This window comes from Cupriavidus sp. UBA2010 (assembly GCF_002335265.1).
Taxonomy (GTDB): Bacteria; Pseudomonadota; Gammaproteobacteria; order Burkholderiales; family Burkholderiaceae; genus Cupriavidus; species Cupriavidus metallidurans.
In genome coordinates this window covers 186,461-206,291 of record NZ_DDCI01000015.1, presented here as the reverse complement: position 1 = coordinate 206,291, position 19,831 = coordinate 186,461, and the positions used below count along the sequence as shown (strand labels likewise).

Annotated in this window: 11 protein-coding genes; 5 read left to right on the top strand and 6 right to left on the bottom strand. The window is 66.0% G+C overall.

What is annotated here, in order from left to right; translation table 11 throughout:
* Window positions 1-75: 75 nt before the first annotated feature.
* From gcvT to B2246_RS11800, 5 genes are all read left to right on the top strand, one after another.
* Window positions 76-1,203 carry a glycine cleavage system aminomethyltransferase GcvT gene (gene gcvT, locus B2246_RS11820; RefSeq protein WP_286882236.1) on the top strand — a complete coding sequence of 376 codons (1,128 nt, stop codon included), beginning with the start codon at window positions 76-78 and terminating at the stop codon, window positions 1,201-1,203.
* Between the two features lie 104 nt (window positions 1,204-1,307).
* On the top strand, window positions 1,308-1,688 hold the full coding sequence (gcvH, locus tag B2246_RS11815; RefSeq protein ID WP_008647396.1) for a glycine cleavage system protein GcvH: 381 nt from the start codon (window positions 1,308-1,310) through the stop codon (window positions 1,686-1,688).
* An 85-nt stretch (window positions 1,689-1,773) separates the two neighbouring features.
* Complete coding sequence (gene gcvP, locus B2246_RS11810; RefSeq protein ID WP_286882237.1) at window positions 1,774-4,698, top strand: aminomethyl-transferring glycine dehydrogenase; 2,925 nt, start codon at window positions 1,774-1,776, stop codon at window positions 4,696-4,698.
* A gap of 179 nt (window positions 4,699-4,877) precedes the next feature.
* Window positions 4,878-6,254, top strand: a complete 1,377-nt coding sequence (locus B2246_RS11805) for an L-serine ammonia-lyase (protein ID WP_186425452.1) — start codon at window positions 4,878-4,880, stop codon at window positions 6,252-6,254.
* A gap of 92 nt (window positions 6,255-6,346) precedes the next feature.
* The gene (locus B2246_RS11800; RefSeq protein ID WP_008647390.1) at window positions 6,347-7,093 is read left to right on the top strand and encodes an MBL fold metallo-hydrolase; all 747 of its coding nucleotides are present in this window, start codon (window positions 6,347-6,349) and stop codon (window positions 7,091-7,093) included.
* A 36-nt stretch (window positions 7,094-7,129) separates the two neighbouring features.
* On the opposite strand, the gene B2246_RS11795 is transcribed toward B2246_RS11800, so the two are convergent.
* The 6 genes from B2246_RS11795 to B2246_RS11770 all read right to left on the bottom strand — a co-directional run bounded on the left by B2246_RS11795 (window position 7,130) and on the right by B2246_RS11770 (window position 19,523).
* A complete protein-coding gene (locus B2246_RS11795) occupies window positions 7,130-8,245 on the bottom strand; it encodes a YbdK family carboxylate-amine ligase (RefSeq protein WP_286882238.1) in 1,116 nt (371 codons plus the stop codon).
* The gene (locus B2246_RS11790; RefSeq protein ID WP_008647386.1) at window positions 8,245-9,465 is read right to left on the bottom strand and encodes a cation:proton antiporter; all 1,221 of its coding nucleotides are present in this window, start codon (window positions 9,463-9,465) and stop codon (window positions 8,245-8,247) included. The genes B2246_RS11795 and B2246_RS11790 overlap by 1 nt, the downstream gene beginning before the upstream one ends.
* Window positions 9,466-9,605: 140 nt before the next feature.
* On the bottom strand, window positions 9,606-11,561 hold the full coding sequence (locus B2246_RS11785; RefSeq protein ID WP_286882239.1) for a hypothetical protein: 1,956 nt from the start codon (window positions 11,559-11,561) through the stop codon (window positions 9,606-9,608).
* Between the two features lie 201 nt (window positions 11,562-11,762).
* Window positions 11,763-12,914 carry a branched-chain amino acid ABC transporter substrate-binding protein gene (locus tag B2246_RS11780; protein ID WP_008647384.1) on the bottom strand — a complete coding sequence of 384 codons (1,152 nt, stop codon included), beginning with the start codon at window positions 12,912-12,914 and terminating at the stop codon, window positions 11,763-11,765.
* A gap of 154 nt (window positions 12,915-13,068) precedes the next feature.
* Window positions 13,069-17,031, bottom strand: a complete 3,963-nt coding sequence (gene putA / locus B2246_RS11775; RefSeq protein ID WP_286882240.1) for a trifunctional transcriptional regulator/proline dehydrogenase/L-glutamate gamma-semialdehyde dehydrogenase — start codon at window positions 17,029-17,031, stop codon at window positions 13,069-13,071.
* Window positions 17,032-17,228: 197 nt separating this feature from the next.
* Window positions 17,229-19,523 carry a primosomal protein N' gene (locus B2246_RS11770; RefSeq protein ID WP_008650150.1) on the bottom strand — a complete coding sequence of 765 codons (2,295 nt, stop codon included), beginning with the start codon at window positions 19,521-19,523 and terminating at the stop codon, window positions 17,229-17,231.
* Window positions 19,524-19,831 lie beyond the last annotated feature (308 nt).

Below are 19,831 nucleotides of genomic sequence, written 5' to 3'. Positions count from 1 at the left end.
CCGGACGCTGCGGCGGATGACCCTTTTTTCGTTTTCGAACCACGGTTTTCGAACCGAGCGCCCCCAAGGACATCCATGACGCTCCAGGCCACGCCCCTCAACGCCATCCACCGCGCCCTCGGCGCCCGCATGGTCGACTTCGGCGGTTGGGACATGCCCGTCAACTACGGCTCCCAGATCGAGGAACACAACGCGGTACGCGCTGACGCCGGTATGTTCGACGTCTCCCACATGTGCGTGGTGGACCTGAGCGGCACCCACACGCGCGCCTTCCTGCGCGGCCTGCTGGCCAACAACATCGACAAGCTGCAAACGCCGGGCAAGGCGCTCTATTCGTGCATGCTCGACGAGAAAGGCGGCGTCATCGACGACCTGATCGTCTACTTCTTTGCCGAGGACCGGTTCCGCCTGGTGGTCAACGCCAGCACGGCCATCGGCGACATCGAATGGATCCAGTCCCGCAACACGGCCACCGGCAGCGGCGTGACGATCACCCCGCGCCGTGGCGACCTGGCCCCGGCCGGCGTGAGCAAGCTGGCCATTGTTGCAGTGCAGGGTCCGAACGCACGCCAGAAGGTGTACGACGCATTCCCGTCGACCCAGCCCGCCGACGCGCTCAAGCCTTTCAACGCGGTGGTGGTGCACGACGCCGAGATGGGTGAACTGATGGTGGCCCGTACCGGCTACACCGGTGAAGACGGCTTCGAACTCGTTGTGCCGGCGGAGAACGTCGCGGGAATCTGGGAAAAGCTGTCCGCCTCGAGCGTGCGTCCCGCCGGACTCGGCGCGCGCGACACGCTGCGGCTGGAAGCCGGCATGAACCTGTACGGTCAGGACATGGATATCCACACGTCGCCGCTCGATGCGGGACTGTCGTGGACCGTCGACCTGCAAAGCGAGCGCAACTTCATCGGCAAGTCGGCGCTGCTGGCCAGTGGCCAGCAAAAGACCTTCGCCGGCCTGATCCTGCGAGACAAGGGTGGCGTGCTGCGCGCGCACCAGAAAGTCATCACCCCGGCCGGCGACGGCGAAATCACCAGCGGCACATTCAGCCCGTCGCTGTCGCAGTCGATCGCCTTTGCCCGCCTTCCCCGTGACATCACCCCCGGCACCGAGGTGCAGGTGGAGATTCGCGACCGCAAACTGACCGCGACTGTGGTTAAACTGCCGTTTGTGCGCAATGGCAAGGCACTCGTGAGCTGAGGCATCGCCCGGCTTCACACCAACGGTCGCCCTTACATCCCCCCGGCGGGCCAGCCAGGGGGGATGCCTGAAACAAGAAACACACTGCATTCCGGAGAACCTCAATGAATTTCCCCGCTGACCTGAAGTACACCGAGTCGCACGAATGGGTGCGCGTCGAGTCCGACGGCACGCTGACGATCGGCATCACCGATCACGCGCAGGACGCGCTCGGCGACATCGTCTTCCTGGAACTGCCCGAAGTGGGCAAGTCGGTCGGCGCCGGTGACGCGCTTGCCGTGGTGGAATCGGTAAAGGCCGCCTCCGACATCTACGCCCCGGTGGCTGGCGAAGTGATCGCCGTGAACGAAGCCGCCTCGGCCTCGCCGGAATCGGTCAACGCCAATGCGTTCGACGCCTGGCTGTTCAAGCTGAAGCCGGCCAACAGCGACGACGTGAACGGCCTGATGAGTGCCGACGCCTACAAGGCCAGCGTCGGCGCCTGAGCCCCGACACCCTGACTGATTCGATGCCGCAAACGCGGCGGCCAGGCTGACCACCTGCCGCCGCGCCCCCACGAGATTCCTTGCCATGAACGCCCCGCTCCCCATGAACGCTGCCGCCCAAGGTGCCCGGCCCACGCTGGCCGAACTGGAGGCGCGCGACGCCTTCGCCGCCCGTCATATCGGCCCCGATTCCGCCGAACAGCAACACATGCTCAAGGTGCTCGGTTTCGAGAGCCGCGCCGCGCTGATCGACGCCGTGGTGCCCGCCGCGATCCGCCGCCGTGACGGCATGTCGCTGGGCGAATTCACCGCACCGCTGACCGAGGAGGCCGCGCTCGGCCGCCTGCGCGCGCTGGCGGGCAAGAACCGCGTGCTCAAGAGCTTCATTGGCCAGGGCTACTACAACACGCTCACGCCGGGCGTCATCCTGCGCAACATCTTCGAGAACCCGGCGTGGTACACCGCGTACACGCCGTACCAGCCCGAAATCTCGCAAGGCCGTCTGGAAGCGATGCTGAACTTCCAGCAGATGATCACCGATCTGACCGGCCTGGATATCGCCAACGCGTCGATGCTCGACGAAGGCACCGCTGCCGCCGAGGCGATGACGCTGCTGCAGCGCGTGAACAAGCACGCCTCGAACACGTTCTACGTGGCTGAAGACGTCCTGCCGCAAACGCTGGAAGTGGTTCGCACGCGCGCCCTGCCGCTCGGCATCGAGGTCAAGGTCGGCCCCGCCGCTGACGCCGCGCAGGCCCATGCCTTTGGCGTGCTCCTGCAATACCCGGGCGTGAATGGCGATGTGGCCGACTACCGCGCAATTGCCGAAGCCGTGCACGCCTCCGGTGGTCGCGTCGTGGCCGCTGCCGATCTGCTGGCGCTGACGCTGATCGCCGCGCCGGGCGAATGGGGCGCCGACGTGACCGTGGGCAACTCGCAGCGCTTTGGCGTGCCGCTCGGCTTCGGTGGCCCGCACGCGGGCTACATGGCCGTGAAAGATGAATTCAAGCGCTCGATGCCGGGCCGTCTGGTCGGTGTGACGATCGACGCGCAAGGCAACAAGGCCTATCGGCTGGCGCTGCAGACGCGCGAACAGCACATCCGCCGCGAGAAGGCCACGTCGAACATCTGCACGGCGCAGGTCTTGCTGGCCGTGATGGCGTCGATGTACGCGGTCTACCATGGTCCGCAGGGCCTCAAGCGCATCGCCCAGCGCGTGCATCGCCTGACTGCCACGCTGGCCGCCGGCCTGAAGACGCTGGGTCACACGCCGCTGAACGCTACGTTCTTCGACACGCTGACGCTGGAGACCGGCTTCAACACCGAGGCGTTCCACGCATCGGCGACGGCCCGTGGCATCAATCTGCGCCACGTGGACGCCACGCGCATCGGCATCTCGTTCGATGAAACCGCATCGCGCGACGACGTGATCGCGCTGTGGGAAATCTTCGCGCACGGCAAGGCCGTGCCCGACTTCGACACGATCGAGGCCTCGGTGCAGGACGGCTTCCCGGCGACGCTGGCGCGCCAGAGCGCGTACCTCACGCACCCGGTGTTCAACACGCACCACGCCGAACACGAGATGTTGCGCTACCTGCGCGCGCTGGCCGACAAGGACCTCGCGCTCGACCGCACGATGATCCCGCTGGGCTCCTGCACCATGAAGCTCAACGCCACCAGCGAGATGATCCCGGTGACGTGGCCCGAGTTCAGCAACATCCACCCGTTCGCGCCGCTCGACCAGACCGTCGGCTATCGCGAAATGATCGACCAGCTTGAGGCGATGCTGTGCGCCGCCACCGGCTACGCCGCGGTGAGCCTGCAGCCGAACGCCGGCTCGCAGGGCGAGTACGCGGGCCTGCTGATCATCCATGCCTATCACGCGAGCCGTGGCGAAAGCCATCGCGATATCTGCCTGATCCCGTCGTCCGCGCACGGCACCAACCCGGCGTCGGCGCAGATGGCCGGCATGAAGGTGGTGGTGGTGGCCTGCGACGAGAACGGCAACGTCGATCTGGAAGATCTGGCCAGGAAGGCCGAGCAGCACAGCAAGAACCTGGCCGCGATCATGATCACCTACCCGTCCACGCACGGCGTGTTCGAGCAGGGCGTCCAGCAGATCTGCGACATCGTGCACAAGCACGGCGGTCAGGTCTACGTTGACGGCGCGAACATGAACGCGATGGTCGGCGTAGCCGCGCCGGGCCAGTTTGGTGGCGACGTGTCCCACCTGAACCTGCACAAGACGTTCTGCATTCCGCACGGCGGTGGCGGCCCGGGCGTCGGTCCGGTGGCAGTGGGCGCGCATCTGGCGGACTTCCTGCCGAACCAGGACAGCGTCGGCTATCGTCGTGACGAGAACGGCATCGGTGGTGTCTCGGCCGCGCCGTTCGGCTCGGCCAGCATCCTGCCGATTTCGTGGATGTATATCGCGATGATGGGCTCGGCCGGCCTGACCGCCGCCACCGAGAACGCGATCCTGACGGCCAACTACGTGGCCCGGCGTCTGTCGCCGCACTTCCCGGTGCTCTACACGGGCCAGCACGGCCTGGTGGCGCACGAGTGCATCCTGGATCTGCGCCCGCTGCAGAAGGCCACCGGCATCAGCAACGAGGACGTGGCCAAGCGCCTGATGGACTACGGCTTCCACGCGCCGACCATGAGCTTCCCGGTGCCGGGCACGCTGATGATCGAGCCGACCGAGAGCGAGGCACTGCACGAGCTCGACCGCTTCATCGACGCGATGATCGCCATCCGCGGCGAGATCGCGCGTGTCGAGGACGGCAGCTTCGATCGCGAAGACAACCCGCTCAGGCACGCGCCGCACACGGCCGCTGTGGTCGTCAGCGACAAGTGGAACCACAAGTACACGCGCGAGGAAGCCGCCTACCCGGTGGCATCGCTGCGCACGCAGAAGTACTGGCCACCGGTTGGCCGCGCGGACAACGTGTACGGCGACCGCAATCTGTTCTGCTCGTGCGTACCACTAAGCGAGTACGCTGAAGACTGAGACCCGCTTAAAAAACGATTCTGGCGTCGTTGCGCGGCCTTGCCGTACCACTTGTACTGTCCGCGGCCGCGCGCCTAGCCAGAACCGCTTCGCTTCGTTTTGTAAGCGGCTCTGCGGCACCGCCCTCGCGCAGGAGTGCCGGGTAGTCTTACTTTTACGGCACATCTCAGGAGTCAGCCGTGGCAGTCAGCGTCTTCGATCTGTTCAAGGTGGGCATTGGCCCGTCCAGTTCGCATACCGTCGGCCCGATGCGCGCCGCCCTGATGTTTGCCCACGGGCTGGAGCGTGACGGGCTGCTGCCGCAGGTGGCCAGTGTGCGCGTGGAGTTGTATGGCTCGCTGGGTGCGACGGGCAAGGGACACGGCACCGACAAGGGCGTGATCCTGGGCCTGATGGGGGAAGCGCCGGACACGGTCGACCCGAACACCATCGACGCCAAGCTCGCCGCGCTGCGCGCGAGCCGCCAGCTCTCGCTGCTCGGCAAGCATACGGTGCCATTCGTAGAACGCGACCACATCGCGTTCTATCGCCGCGAGGCAATGGCCGAGCACCCCAACGGGATGAAATTCCACGCCTACGATGCGGACGGCACCTCACTACGCGAGGCCCGCTATCTGTCCGTGGGTGGTGGCTTCATCGTCACGGCGGGCGCACCCAACACGCAGTTGCAAGCGGCCGAGCGCCAGTTGCCGCATCCGTTCCGCAGCGGACGCGCGATGCTCGACATGGCCCACGCCAGCGGCAAGTCGATTGCCCGGCTCATGCTGGAGAACGAACTCACGTGGCGCTCCGAGCAGGAGGTCATGGACGGCCTGCTCCACATCTGGGACGTGATGCAGCAATGCGTGGCACGCGGTTGCCGCACCGATGGCGAACTGCCCGGGCCATTCAAGGTGCGCCGACGCGCGCCCGAGCTGTATCGCAACCTGACCGAACGCGCCGAGCGCACCCTGTCCGATCCGCTTTCGGTCATGGACTGGGTCAACCTGTACGCAATCGCCGTCAACGAAGAGAACGCGGCGGGTGGCCGCGTGGTCACGGCGCCCACCAATGGCGCGGCGGGCATCATTCCGGCGGTGCTGCACTACTACGACCGCTTCATTCCGGGCGCGAACCCGCAGGGCGCGGTGGATTTCCTGCTGACGGCGGGTGCGATCGGTCTGCTCTACAAGCTCAACGCGTCGATTTCCGGCGCGGAGGTCGGATGCCAGGGTGAAGTCGGCGTGGCCTGTTCGATGGCGGCCGGGGCGCTGGCGGCCGTGCTCGGGGGCACGCCCGAGCAGGTGGAAAACGCCGCCGAGATCGGCATGGAGCACAACCTCGGCCTGACCTGCGACCCCGTGGGTGGACTGGTGCAGATTCCCTGCATCGAACGCAATGCCATGGCGGCGGTCAAGGCGGTCAATGCGGCGCGCATGGCCCTGCGCGGCGACGGCACGCATTACGTCTCGCTCGACTCGGTCATCAAGACCATGCGCGAAACCGGCGCGGACATGAAGACCAAGTACAAGGAAACCGCGCGAGGCGGCCTGGCGGTCAATATCGTGGAGTGCTGAGTCCGGGTGCCTCCGGTTACCCGCGCGGGTTGCAGGTACCGATGGCCGACGTATGATTGAGGCACCTTCGGTTTGCCAAAAACAACACGGCCATGCAGACCTTCCATCAGCTTTTCGACGAAACGTCGTCCACCTACACCTATCTGCTGATCGACGCGGACACCCACGAGGCGGTGCTGATCGATCCCGTGGACCGCCAGTACGAGCGTGACCTCGGCATACTTGCCGACACCGGCGCCAAGCTGGCCTGGGTGGTGGAAACACATGCCCATGCCGACCACATCACCTCGGCGGGGCATCTGGCACAGCAGACCGGCGCCCACACGGCGGCGCCGTCGGGCTGCGACATCAAGCCCGCGCAGAAGCAACTCATCGACGGTGACACGCTCCGCTTCGGCAATCAGGTGCTACGGGCCATCCATACGCCCGGGCATACCGCCGGCAGCATGAGCTATCTGTGGGAGGAGCCCACCACCGATGGCGTGGTGCGCCGCATCTTCACCGGCGATGCGCTACTGATCGACGGCTGCGGCCGCACCGATTTCCAGTCCGGCGATGCCGGCACGCTGTTCGACAGCCTGACGCAGAAACTCTTCCGCCTGCCCGACGACACACGCGTGTATCCGGCGCATGACTACAAGGGCCGCACCGAGTCCACGATTGGTCAGGAACGCGCCACCAACAGCCGGGTGGCAGGTCGTACACGCGACGAGTTCATCGTGATGATGCGCGGCCTGAATCTGCCCCGGCCAAAGCTGATCGATGTGGCCGTGCCGGCCAACCAGCAGCTCGGTCTGGTCACCGGCCGCGATGGGGAAAGTGTGCCGCACGGCGCGTGAGTTGCGCGCTGCGCAACTTCGGCGCAGCGCCTTGCCTCAGCCCCCCCACTGCTCACAGGTCTGTCGCACCATATCGCGCAGGCTGTGCGCATCGCGATTGGCGGCGCGCACCCAATGCGCGTCGTTGCTGCGGCTCGCCGCCAGCGCGCGAATATTCGATAGCGCCTCCAGCGAACCCAATGCTTCCGCATGTGGCTCAAGCGCATCGCAGATTGACAGGATATGGTCGGCGATCGGCATCCGTGTCAGTTCATTCGGATGCACATACTCGCCCTCCAGCCCGAAGCGGCACGCCTGGAAGCGGTTGAACGTGTAGACCAGATAGTCGTCTTCCTGAGGCATGAATGGCCGCGACAACAGCAGGTAACGCGCCAGCGCCTGGATATAGGCCGCGATATCGCACGCGCGCTGCACGGTCAGTGGCGTATCCATGACGCGAACTTCGATCGTGCCGAATTCCGGCTTGGGACGAATGTCCCAATAGAAGTCCTTCATGCTCTCGATCACACCGGTGGCGCGCATCTTGTCGAAATACGCCTTGAAGGCATCCCAGGTCAGCACGAACGGCGCGCGCCCGCTCATCGGGAATGCCGCCACCGAATTCAGACGGGCCGAAGCGAAACCGGTATCCACACCCTGTACATAGGGCGACGACGCGGCCAGCGCAATGAAGTGCGGGACGTAGCGCCCGATGGCGTGCAGCAGGAACAGCGACTCGTCGGCGCTCGGGCACCCGATATGGACGTGCTGCCCGAACACCGTGAACTGCTTGGCCAGATAGCCGTAGAGTTCGGAGATGTACTGGTAGCGGGGCGAGTTGGAAATCGTGCGATCGGACCACACCTGGAACGGGTGCGTGCCGCCGCCGCAGATGCCGAGGTTCAGCCCGCGTGACGCATTGACCATCAGGTCCCGCATCACGCTCAGCTCCTCGAGCGCCTGCGCGTAGTCGTGGCAGATCCCCGTGCTGATCTCGATCATCGACGGGCTGATCTCCGGCTTGATGTCGCCGGCATGTTGCGCGCCCCTGAGCGCCCGGAGCAGGTCCGGCGCGAACGGCGCGAGGTCATAGTCATGACGATTGACGAGCTGCAGTTCCAGTTCGACACCAAACGTCAGGGCTTCGGAATGCTTGAAGGGTTCGAGCGACATCAGCGCCCTCCGTTGTCACGCGCTTCGCCGACATAATGCAGCGCCCACGCCGCAATGACGGGTCCGAGCAACTGCTCGATCGCCAGCGCACACAGAATGATCGAAGCCAGCGGCGAGCCGGTTCCCGGATACAGCAAGGCGACGTCGTTCATCAAAAGATAGGCGAGTCCCGACATCGGAGCCAGCGCCAGGCCGAGCGCCGTGCACTGTCGCAGACTCAGGCCCGAGAACGACCCCAGCGATATCACGCCAACGAGCTTGGCAACGTGACGCATCACGACCAGCGCGATGGCCAGCATGCCACCCACCGCCCAGTCATGTGCCGTCAGCGGCAAGCCGAGCGAGACGATCATCACGATGATCAGCAGGCTGCCCGCGCTGCCGAAGTGCGTGGGCCACACATGCGGCTGTCGGTCCTGATGCTTGAAGACCACGCCGGCCAGCATCAGCGAGAGCGGCATCGACAACTTCAGCACGCGCGTCAGCGCCAGCGCGAACAGGACCAGACCAACCAGCACCAGGAAGCTGTAGTGATCGTCGGCGGACATGCGGGCGTAAATGGCATGGCCAACCTTGCCGACCACCCACGCCAGCAGGCACGAGCCAATCAGCAGATAAAGCGGATGCAGCAGCGCCGCGCCGATGTTGCCGTATTCGGAATGCAGCCAGCCGGTGGCCACCTGCACGATGACAGCGGCGTAGATGCTGTTCAGGGCCGCCATGGCCATCAGCCGCTCGGTTACCTGACCTTCCGCGCGCAATTCGTTCTTGAGCTGGAGCACGATGGTCGGCGACGTGCTGACCGCGATACCGCCCGCGAGAATCGCCACGGCCGGTGACGCGCCGAGCCACTGCAACACTGTGGACACCAATCCCCAGGTCAGCAGGCTTTCCGCCCCGCTCGTGAACAGCAGCCAGCGGTTCGCGCGCAGCCAGGAAAACGAAAGTCGATGGCCAAGCTCGAACAGCGCCAGCGCGAGCGCCATGTCGATCAGGATGCGCGTCTGCGCGATCATGTTCTCGTCGACGATGCTGCGTCCGAGCGTGCCCGCGAACAACCCCGCGGCCGCATAACCAACGATGCGGGGGAAGCCGAGCCAGCGGCGGCATAGCTCGCCGGCCAGTCCCGCGCCAACCAGCGCGAGCCCGACCCAGAACAATCCGCTCGGGGCCAGTGGCAGGGATGGGAAAAGTTGGCTTAGTCCGTTCATGGTCGACATGGTAACGGAAGCACATGAATTTTCGTGTCGGGTGTTGTCCGACGCTTCTTTTAATACGCTTGCAACTTTCTGCTTCTTCCATTAAAAAACGCCATCTTCGCAGATGGCGTTTTCCCGGGGTTGGCAAAATCAGAATGGGCTCACACGCCCCAGACCTTCCATTTGGGGCGCGTCGACTTCAGGCCGGCTTCCACCTGCGCGAAAAGCCCCCGGGTGACACCCTTGTCGCCCTCGAGCGCGCGGGCCTTTTCGAACCAGGCAAGCGCCGTTTCGCGCTGCGCCATGCCTACAGCCGCCCGTACGGCCGTCAGCCAGGTTCGGGCATCCCAGTCGTCCCTCGCGGCGAACGCAAGCTGAAAATCGGTCAGCGCCTCGGGAAAGCGCGCCAGGTCGACTAGCAACACAGCCCGCTGCACGCGTGCCTGAGCCTGTGCCCGGCCATCGCCTTCGCCAAGGTGCACGGCTTGCTCCAGCAGCGGCAGCGCGCGGTCGTTGTCGCCAAGGTCACGCCAGATCTGGCCGAACCGGCCGCATAGCCACGCGTCTTCGACCAGCATCGAGCGGCGCTCCAGCGCTTCGAGTTCGGCGCGCGCATCGGCTCGATCATGTTCGTCCATCGCCGCCATGCCGGACTGGAGCAGCCCGGCATAGTGGGCGCGAGCGTGCGCCATGGCGTGGGCGCCCTCGCTGCGCGCTTCCACCGGCAGCGCGTCAAGACGCGCATCCATATGCGAGATGGCCGCGCTGGCGGACTCGGTAGCCTCGCGGCCGCCAATCGCCGCCCAGGCCGCCACCAGACGGCTGAACACCCAGCTCACATTGCCGGGATTGCGTTCCACCGGGTAGCGGTTCATGACCTCGCCGGCCAGGTCGACCACCTGCTGATGCTGGCCTGCCGCCGCGTGGGTGTCGAGCAGGTCGATCCAGTGGTCGATGAAATCGCTCGCCGCCATACCCTTGCGGTGCAACGCCAGCTTTTCCTCCAGATGCGCCTCGTCGGCAGGCAGCAAACGCGCCAGCAGACGGCACAGCAACGAGTAGAGATGAGGATCGGCATTGCCGCCGTGGCCGCGCGGGTCGCCTTCGCCTGTGGAAAAGTACGACTCAAAGCAGGCCAGGCCCTTGCGGCAGGCGGCCTCGAGCAGCGGCCTGAGCGTGGCCTGCGACGCCGGCACCTCGTCGATGAAGGCACCGAGCGCGCTGGCCGCATGGAAATACAGCGCGCCGTCGTCGGCGTCCGCCGTCAGCGCGAAGCCGGTCCATGCGGGTTGCGGCGCAGGCGCATTGGCCGGTGCGGCCGCGTTGATCTGGTTGCGCAAGGTCAACACGCGTACCTGTGTCAGCGGATCGGCCTCCTGACGCAGATAGGTATCCATGTCATCGAGCGCACCCGCCAGATCACTGCCCAGACGCAGTGGCGCGCGCAAACGGCGTGCCTCGGGGTGGTCGGCTTGCTCGGCCAGCACCCGTTCGGCCTGCACGGCAGCGAGCGCATCGCCCTCGGGCGGCGTCAGATCGAGCAGCTCGGGGGAGTCCAGCGCGATACGTCCCAGGCAAACGCGCAGCAGCGGCTCGCCCAGTTGCCCGGCGGCATCGCAACGCGCCACGTAGTCCTGCACCAGCGGAAGAATGTCGCCCGCGCCCAAGTCCGGCGCGCGATAGAGCAGATCGTGCCAATAACGGCCCGCCAGGGCGAAGTCATTGAGGCGAAGCGCGACGAAGCCGGCATAGAAATGCGCCGCCCACTCGCCTGTGGCCAGCCCGTTGCGACGCGCCGCTTCATGCATCCACGGCTGCGCCTCGGTATCACGCCCTTCGCGCATCAGCAGCGTGCCGTAGATATGCGCCAGCGCGCCACGTGACGCCCAGCGGTGCACTGGCGCCAGCGACAGCGAAGGCAGGCGCTCCATCGCCTCTTCCAGCGCGGCCAGTGCGCCTGGCACGTCGTCGCGATCGGCATGCAGTTGCGCGCGCAGCGCTGCATAGTCCACCACCTCAGGGTGCGCCTCCCAGAGCTGGTCGGCCACCTGCAGCGCCTCGTCGTGGCGCCCGGCATTGGCTAGCGCGATCGCGTGCTCGTAACGGACATCCTGCACGGTCGGTTCCTTCTCAAGAATTCAGCAAAAGCGGAATTATGCGCTAACCGGGGGAATCACCCGGGAAAGAACAGCGGGGGTTTCGGGCCGGTTCCCGCCGCTCAACAAAAAACGCCACCACGGGCCAGGCCCGGGTGGCGTCTGGTATTGCGCGGCGCGCTGGACGGAGGAAAGCCGTCCGGCGCGCCGATGCAGGCTGGCTTACTTGCCGCCCACGGTCTGCAGCACGGTCCACTTGCCGTCAGCCACCTTGTAGACGGTGATGCCGCCGTCCTTCAGGTCGCCGCGGGCATCGTAGGCCAGCGTCTTGGTGGTCACGCCCTGCATGTTGGTCGCAGCCAGCACCGGCAGGTAGCGCGCCGGATCGGCCGAGCCGGCCTTGATCATGGCCGTCATCATCGCGGTGGCGCCGTCATAGGCATACGGCGAGTAGGTCTGCACCTTCGAGCCGAAGCGCTTCTCGTACTTCTTCTCATAGGCCACGCCACCCGGCATCTGGTCCAGCGGCAGGCCGGCCAGCGACACCACGGTGCCATCGGCTGCCGGGCCGGCCAGCTTCAGGAAGTTGTCGGTCTTGGACATTTCGCCCGACACCAGCGGCGCCTTCATGCCCAGTTCCTTCACCTGCTTGGCCATCGGGGCCGACTGCGTCTCGGCGCCGCCGTAGAAGATGATGTCCGGGTTGGCGCGCTTGATGTTGGTCAGCACGGCCTTGAAGTCCACGGCCTTGTCGTTCGTGAACTCGCGGCGGACGATCTTGCCGCCAGCGGCCTTGGCCGCCTTCTCGAACTCGTCGGCCAGACCCTGGCCGTAGGCCGTGCGGTCATCGACGATGGCGATGTTCTTGGCGCCGAGCTTCTTCACCACGAAGGCGCCGATCACCGAACCCTGCTGGGTGTCGGACGTCATCATGCGGAACGTGGTCTTGAAGCCCTGGCGGGTGTACTCAGGCGCCGTGGCCATGGCGATCTGCGGAATGCCAGCGCGGTTGTAGACCATCGACGCCGGGATGCTGGTGCCCGAATTGAAGTGGCCGAGCATGCCCTGGATGCCCGCGTCCACGAGCTTCTGCGCCACGACGGAACCGGTCTTCGGGTCGGCCTGGTCGTCCTCGGAGACCAGCACGAACTTGACGTCCTTGCCGCCAATCTTGGGCTTGGTGGCGTTCATGTCCTCGATGGCGAGGACGATACCGTTCTGCATGTCCTTGCCATACTGCGCCTGGCCACCGGTCATCGGGCCGGCAAAGCCCAGCTTGATTTCCTGCGCCTGGGCAAATGCGGCCGAGGCGGCGGTCAGGCCGGCTACGGCCATGGCAACGGTCATCGCCGTCTTGCGGAATGTCGAGCTCATCAGTTCTCCTTGGGTCCCATAGGGTGCCATATGGTGCCGGTGTCGGCATGTTCGCGGACCGGCGTTGGCAGCACCGGTCCGTTCCTGGGTTGCGACGGGGTCGGGATCGCCGGCCCCCGCCGCGCACTGCGACGCGCCACGGTCGAGGCCTGCCTCAGCCGATCGTCATCAAACTTGCATTGCCGCCCGCGGCCGCCGTATTGACGGACAGCGAACGTTCGATCAACAAACGCTCCAGAGCGATATTCGGTTCACCATGCGCAAGACCCTGCACGCCGACAATCGGACCAGTGCGGGTGGCCACCTGCTCGCAGACCGTGCGAAGCTGGTCGGAATCGCCGTGGTGCAGCACGGCATCGAACGCCGTATCCGTCGACGTCCAGTCGGAAACCATGTGGACGCGCGATTGTACTGCGGCGGGAAGCCTTTCAGACAGGGCCCTGGTCTGCGCTGTGTCAACGCACAACGCCTCGCTGCCGACGGCCAGCACGGCGGCCAGTTGCAGCACCAGATCGGACTCCTGCTGGGCGAGGCAAAGCACACGCTCGCGCGGTAGCAGCGAGTAGGTGTTGCGCTCGCCGGTAGGACCCGGCAGCGTCACACCGAGCCCCGACGGCGATGCCGCGGCAAGGCGGTCGCAGGCCTCGGCAACCTCGGGCAGCGACACCTGCGCCCAGGCCTTCAGCGCGGCCAGTTCGGCCGACGCCGGCGCGGCGGCCACGCCACCGGTCGCATCTGACGCACGCACGGCGCGCGCCACGGCATCCTGCGGGCAGACCGACAGCAGCCGGTGCAGATAGAGTGGCCCCCCCGCCTTCGGCCCCGTGCCGGACAGCCCCTCGCCACCGAATGGCTGCACGCCCACCACGGCGCCGACGACATTCCGGTTCACATAGAGATTGCCCACATCCGCGCGGTCGACGATGTGCGCGATCGTCTCGTCGATCCGCGTGTGGACGCCGAGCGTCAGGCCATACCCGGTGCCATTGATCTGGTCGATCAGCTTGTCCAGCGCGGTACGCGGGAAGCGCACCACATGCAACACCGGACCGAACACCTCCCGCTTCAGCTCCGCGATCGAATCGAGTTCGATCAGCGTCGGCGGCACGAACGTGCCATGGCGGCAGGCCGGCGTGTCCGCCGCGCCCGGGTCGGCCTGGTGCACACGACGGCCCTTGGCCCGCATCGCTTCGATATGGCGCAGGATATTGCCGCGCGCTTCCTCGTCGATCACAGGACCAACGTCAGTGGACAGGCGATCCGGGTTGCCCAGCGTCAATTCACCCATCGCTCCCTTGAGCATCTCCAGGATGCGGTCGGCCACGTCCTCCTGCAGGCACAGCACGCGCAGCGCCGAACAGCGCTGGCCGGCCGAATCGAAGGCCGAAGTCACCACGTCGCCCACCACCTGCTCGGCCAGCGCCGAGGAATCGACGATCATCGCGTTCTGCCCGCCCGTCTCGGCGATCAGCGGAATCGGACGGCCGGCGGCATCGAGACGGCTCGCCACGTTGCGCTGCAGCAGGCGGGCAACTTCGGTCGAGCCGGTGAACATCACGCCCTTGACCCGGGCGTCGCCCACCAGCGCCGCGCCGACGGTTTCGCCCCGGCCCGGCAGCAATTGCACCGCGGCTGCGGGCACGCCGGCGTCGCGCAGCAGGCGCACGGCGGCGGCGGCAATCAGCGGCGTCTGTTCTGCCGGCTTGGCCAGCACCGGATTCCCGGCTGCCAGCGCGGCGGCCACCTGGCCGGTGAAGATCGCCAGCGGGAAATTCCACGGGCTGATGCAGACCACCGGACCAAGGGGGCGATGGGTATCGTTCGAGAACGACGCGCGGACCTGCACCGCGTAGTAGCGCAGGAAGTCGACCGCCTCGCGCACTTCGGCGATGGCGTTCGAAAACGTCTTGCCGGCCTCGCGCATGATGATGCCCATCAGCGACTGCATCTGGGCTTCCATCAGGTCGGCGGCACGTTCCAGCGCGGCAGCACGCACTTCGGGCGGCGTGGCCTGCCAGATCGGCGCCACGTTGACGGCGGCCACAAGCGCGGCTTCGATCTCAGCCGGCGTTGCCTCGCTGACCTGCCCCACTACGTCGCGACGATCCGCCGGATTCAGTACCGGCTCGGACGTGGTATCCGTGCCCGCCACTGCGGCGCCGAGCAGCGGTTCCGCGCGCGGCGTCTCGCTGGTGCCGGCCAGCAGCGCGGACGACAGCGACGCCAACCGATGTTCGTTCGACAGGTCGATGCCGGCCGAATTGGCGCGCGACTTGCCATACAGCGCGCGCGGCTGCGGGATACGCGGATGCGGCAGGCCAAGCACGCCCTCGGTCTTGTGCATGGTTTCGACCACGGCCACCGGGTCGGCGACGAGATCGTCGAGCGCGATCGTCTCGTCGGCGATCCGGTTCACGAACGAGGTGTTGGCGCCGTTCTCCAGCAGGCGGCGCACCAGGTACGCCAGCAGCGTTTCGTGGGTGCCGACCGGCGCGTAGATCCGGCACGGCCGGTTGAATTTGCCGTCCGCCACCGGGCCCACCACCTGGTCGTACAGCGGCTCGCCCATGCCGTGCAGGCACTGGAATTCGTACTGCCCGGGGTAATAGTTCTGGCCGGCGATCTGGTAGATGGCCGACAGCGTGTGGGCGTTGTGGGTGGCGAACTGTGGATAAATCGCGTCGGGCACCGACAGCAGCTTGCGGGCGCAGGCCACATACGACACATCGGTGTAGACCTTGCGCGTGTAGACCGGGTAGCCCTCCAGGCCGTCGACCTGGGCGCGCTTGATCTCGCTATCCCAGTACGCGCCCTTGACCAGGCGGATCATCAGGCGGTGCCGGCTACGGCGCGCCAGGTCGATCAGATAATCGATCACGAACGGGCAGCGCTTCTGATAGCCCTGCACCACGAAGCCGATGCCGTTCCAACCGGCCAGCTCCGGCTCGAAGCAGAGCCGCTCAAGCAGGTCGAGCGAGATTTCCAGGCGATCCGCTTCCTCGGCGTCGATGTTGATACCGATGTCGTACTGGCGGGCCAGCATCGTCAGGCTCTTCAGACGACCGTAGAGTTCGGTGATCACGCGCTCGTGCTGCGCGCGGCTATAGCGCGGGTGCAGCGCCGATAGCTTGATCGAGATGCCCGGGCCTTCATAGATGCCGCGGCCGCGCGAAGCCTGCCCGATCGCGTGGATCGCCTGCTCGTAGGACGCCAGGTAGCGCTGGGCATCGGCCTCGGTCATCGCGGCTTCGCCGAGCATGTCATACGAGTAACGGAAGCCCTCTTCCTCGTACTTGCGCGCGTTGGCCAGCGCCTCGGAGATCGTTTCGCCAGTCACGAACTGCTCGCCCATCAGGCGCATCGCCATATCCACGCCCTTGCGGATCAGCGGCTCGCCGCCCTTGCCGATGATGCGCGTCAGCGCCTTCGACAGTCCGGCTTCGGTGTGCGTGGCCACCAGCCGGCCGGTCAGCAGCAGGCCCCAGGTAGCAGCGTTGACGAACAGCGACGGGCTCTGCCCCAGATGCGATTGCCAGTTGGCGCCACTGATCTTGTCGCGGATCAGCGCATCGCGCGTGGCCTTGTCGGGGATGCGCAGCAGCGCTTCGGCCAGGCACATCAGCGCCACGCCTTCCTGCGACGACAACGAGAACTCCTGGATCAGCCCCTGCACCAGCCCCTCGCGTCCACTGCCTACTTTCTGCTCGCGCAGCCGGGCCGCCAGGGCTCGCGCCATCTTGATGGCGGCATCGGCCTGCGCCTGCGGCAGGCGCGCCTGCTCCAGCAGCACCGGCACACATTCGGTTTCCGGACGGCGGTAGGCGGACGTGATGGCCGCGCGCAGGACCGACTGCGGCTGGACGCTCTGCGCAAATTCGAGGAAAGGTTGCGGCGCGGCGTCGGCCTGCGTCGCGTCGCCGGCATCGGCGCCGTCGGTATCTGCAGTGGCGCCGGCGCCAGCTTCATGAGGCAGATGGCCGCGTTCCACCTGCTCCAGGTACGTGAAGATGGCCTGCTTGATCAGCCAGTGCGGGGTGCGGTCGATGGACTGAGCAACGCGCTTCAGGCGTTCGCGCGATGCGTCGTCGAGCTTGACGCCGAGGGTGGTGGTGGCCATGCGATCGGTTCTCCAGCGAATCTTGGAATATCGGTTGGCTGCACCGGCGATACGCGCGTGTGCGTACCCGCCAGATAGCCGGACTGGCGCGATCTTACTCTCGGAGAATTACGAGGTGCAACCTAGTGCAACCCCTAAGCTCGCTTGCGGACAAAAGGTTGCACTTTCGCAACTTTCCGGCGTGGCGACTGCTCCGCTCAAATGCGTAGCGGATCGATTTCCAATTGCCAACGCACCCCTTTGACACGCGTCGCGGCATCATCGAAAGTCCGTACCCACTCACTGACAAACCGTTGTAATAACGGGCGGGAGCCGGCTTCGACGAGCATCTGGGCGCGCTCCTTGTTGAACAGGCGCACCATCGACATCGGCACCGGGTCATGCAGTTGCACTTCGGATGCCAGCGGACTGGCATCCGCGCACGCGCGAGCGGCCTGCAGGAAGGCAAGCGCGCGCTCGAGCTGCGCGTGCTCGGCCGTCACCAGCACCTGGTAGGCATACGGGGGCAACCCGGCCTGCCGGCGCTCTCGCAACTGGCTGGCTGCGAATCCATCATAGTCATGGCGAACCAAAGCCTGCAATGCGGGGGCATCTGGGTAGCGGGTCTGGATCAGCACCTCGCCGCCCTGCCCTGCCCTGCCGGCGCGGCCCGACACCTGCATCAGGGACGCAAACAGGTGCTCGGCCGCGCGGAAATCGTGGCTGAACATGGCGGCATCAGGGTGGACGATGCCCACCAGCGTGACACGCTGGAAGTCGTGCCCCTTGGCCACCATCTGCGTACCCACAAGGATGTCGACCTCGCCGGCATGGACCTCGTCGAGCATGGCCTGCGCACTGCCCTTGCGCCGCGTGGAGTCCGCGTCGATCCGGGCGATGCGTGCCTGTGGAAAACGTGCGGCCAGCGCTTCCTCGATCCGCTGCGTACCCCGGCCGAGCGGCGCGATGTCGACATTGCCGCAGTCGGGGCAATGATGTGGCACGGGCGCCTCGAGCCCGCAATGGTGGCAGCGCAACCGCCGCTCCGGGCGATGCAGCACCAGGTACGCCGAGCATCGCGGGCAGCCCGAGAGCCAGCCGCAACTGTCGCAGGCCAGCACTGGCGCGTAGCCCCGCCGGTTCAGGAACAACAGGCTCTGCTGCCCCCGATCCAGCCGCTGCTGGATGGCATCGAGCAGCGGCACCGACAACCCTTCATAGAGCGTGCGCTGACGCTGGCGTTCATGGTTCAGGTCGATCAGCCTGACCGTGGGCAGCGCGGCATCCGCCTGAGCACGATCCCGCAGCACCAGCTTGCGATAGGCGCCCTGCTCTGCCCGGTACCAGGACTCCATGGACGGCGTGGCCGAGCCGAGCACTACCGGGATACCCAACTGGTTGGCACGCCACACGGCCAAATCGCGTGCAGAGTACCGCAGGCCTTCCTGTTGCTTGTAGGAAGTGTCGTGCTCTTCATCGACCACGATCAGCTTCAGGTTCGGCACGGATGCCATGACGGCCATGCGTGTGCCGAGCACGATACGCGCCTCGCCGCGATGCGCCGCCAGCCACTGGAGGCTGCGTTCCTGATCGGCCAGTCCACTGTGAAGGACGGCCAGTGGCTGGTCAGGAAAGCGCTCGGCGATACGCGCCTGCAGTTGGGGAGTGAGGTTGATCTCAGGGACCAGCATCAGTACCTGGGCGGCTGGGTCCTCGTCCAATCGGGCGGCGATGGCGTGGAGATAGACCTCCGTCTTGCCGCTGCCGGTCACCCCGTGGAGCAGGAAGGCGGCATAGCCTTCGGCGTCGGTGATGGCATCCACGGCCGCACGCTGCTCGTCATGGAGCGTCGGGGCGACAGATGGCAGTTGCGTGGGGGCCGTATCGAGTAGCGGACGGTCCGCATGGGTGCTTTGGATACAGCCGGCGGCCTCCCACTCGGCCAGCCGTGCCGGGGCCGCCGTGCAAATCTCGCGGGCTTCAGCAAGGCGCAGCCCGTCAGGTGCCGCAATCAATGCTTCAGCCAGCGCCCGCACGGTTCGCGCGCGCGACGGCGCTGCCGCCAGCAAGGCTTCTGACTGCGCCGGGTGTACCCGGTACTGCGTGGTTCGTGCGCGGTGTTCCAGCCGTTCCCAGGTCTGCGGATCGCGCAGCGACGGCGGCAGCGCGGGCAGCATCACTTCGCCCAGGCAGCGGTGGTAGTACCGCGCGGCAAAACGCGCGAGGCCGATCCACGCGGCGTTGAGCGGGGGCATCCACGTCAGATGGCCCGTCACCGGCCTCAGGCGGTCTGCGGGTACCTCGGTGTTGTCGGGTCGATCGAGCACGACCCCCATGACATGGCGCTTGCCAAATGGCACGACCACGAGCTCGCCCGGCATCACCGTGGCATCCGCCAGATAGTCGAAGTAGTCGTCAGCGGGGGTATCCAATGCGACGCGCACGAGGCCCGCCGCAGCCTCAGCGGATGCGGGCTGTAACGCAGTATCCACAGGCGCCGCCGCCGATGTCATTGACCAGCTCCAGCGTGGTGCAGTCCGGCTGCGCGATGGTTGTGCATGGCTGGCGTAACAGAAATTTCCGAACGGGTCTGTGTGCGGCGCAACATCAACTTAAAGTAAAACCTGAAATGTGACCCTAAGTCGATGATCCTTGGTGGCTTTTCCAAGGTATCTGTCACGCCTGTGGATAACTTTGTTGAAAAGTCGCGCCGAGTTCCCCGCAAGGCCCATAAATCAAGGCTTTCATCGACCTTACACGGTTCTTAAAGAAAGAATCAAAGCCTTATGAATCAATGGGTTGCAAACACCCCCCAACTGAG

Coding starts and splice junctions, on each gene's coding strand:
- B2246_RS11790 (WP_008647386.1), bottom strand. CDS start 9,465: ATGTCGACCATGAACGGACTAAGCCAACTTTTCCCATCCCTGCCACTG.
- gcvH (WP_008647396.1), top strand. CDS start 1,308: ATGAATTTCCCCGCTGACCTGAAGTACACCGAGTCGCACGAATGGGTG.
- B2246_RS11780 (WP_008647384.1), bottom strand. CDS start 12,914: ATGAGCTCGACATTCCGCAAGACGGCGATGACCGTTGCCATGGCCGTA.
- putA (WP_286882240.1), bottom strand. CDS start 17,031: ATGGCCACCACCACCCTCGGCGTCAAGCTCGACGACGCATCGCGCGAA.
- B2246_RS11800 (WP_008647390.1), top strand. CDS start 6,347: ATGCAGACCTTCCATCAGCTTTTCGACGAAACGTCGTCCACCTACACC.
- B2246_RS11770 (WP_008650150.1), bottom strand. CDS start 19,523: ATGACATCGGCGGCGGCGCCTGTGGATACTGCGTTACAGCCCGCATCC.
- gcvP (WP_286882237.1), top strand. CDS start 1,774: ATGAACGCCCCGCTCCCCATGAACGCTGCCGCCCAAGGTGCCCGGCCC.
- gcvT (WP_286882236.1), top strand. CDS start 76: ATGACGCTCCAGGCCACGCCCCTCAACGCCATCCACCGCGCCCTCGGC.
- B2246_RS11795 (WP_286882238.1), bottom strand. CDS start 8,245: ATGTCGCTCGAACCCTTCAAGCATTCCGAAGCCCTGACGTTTGGTGTC.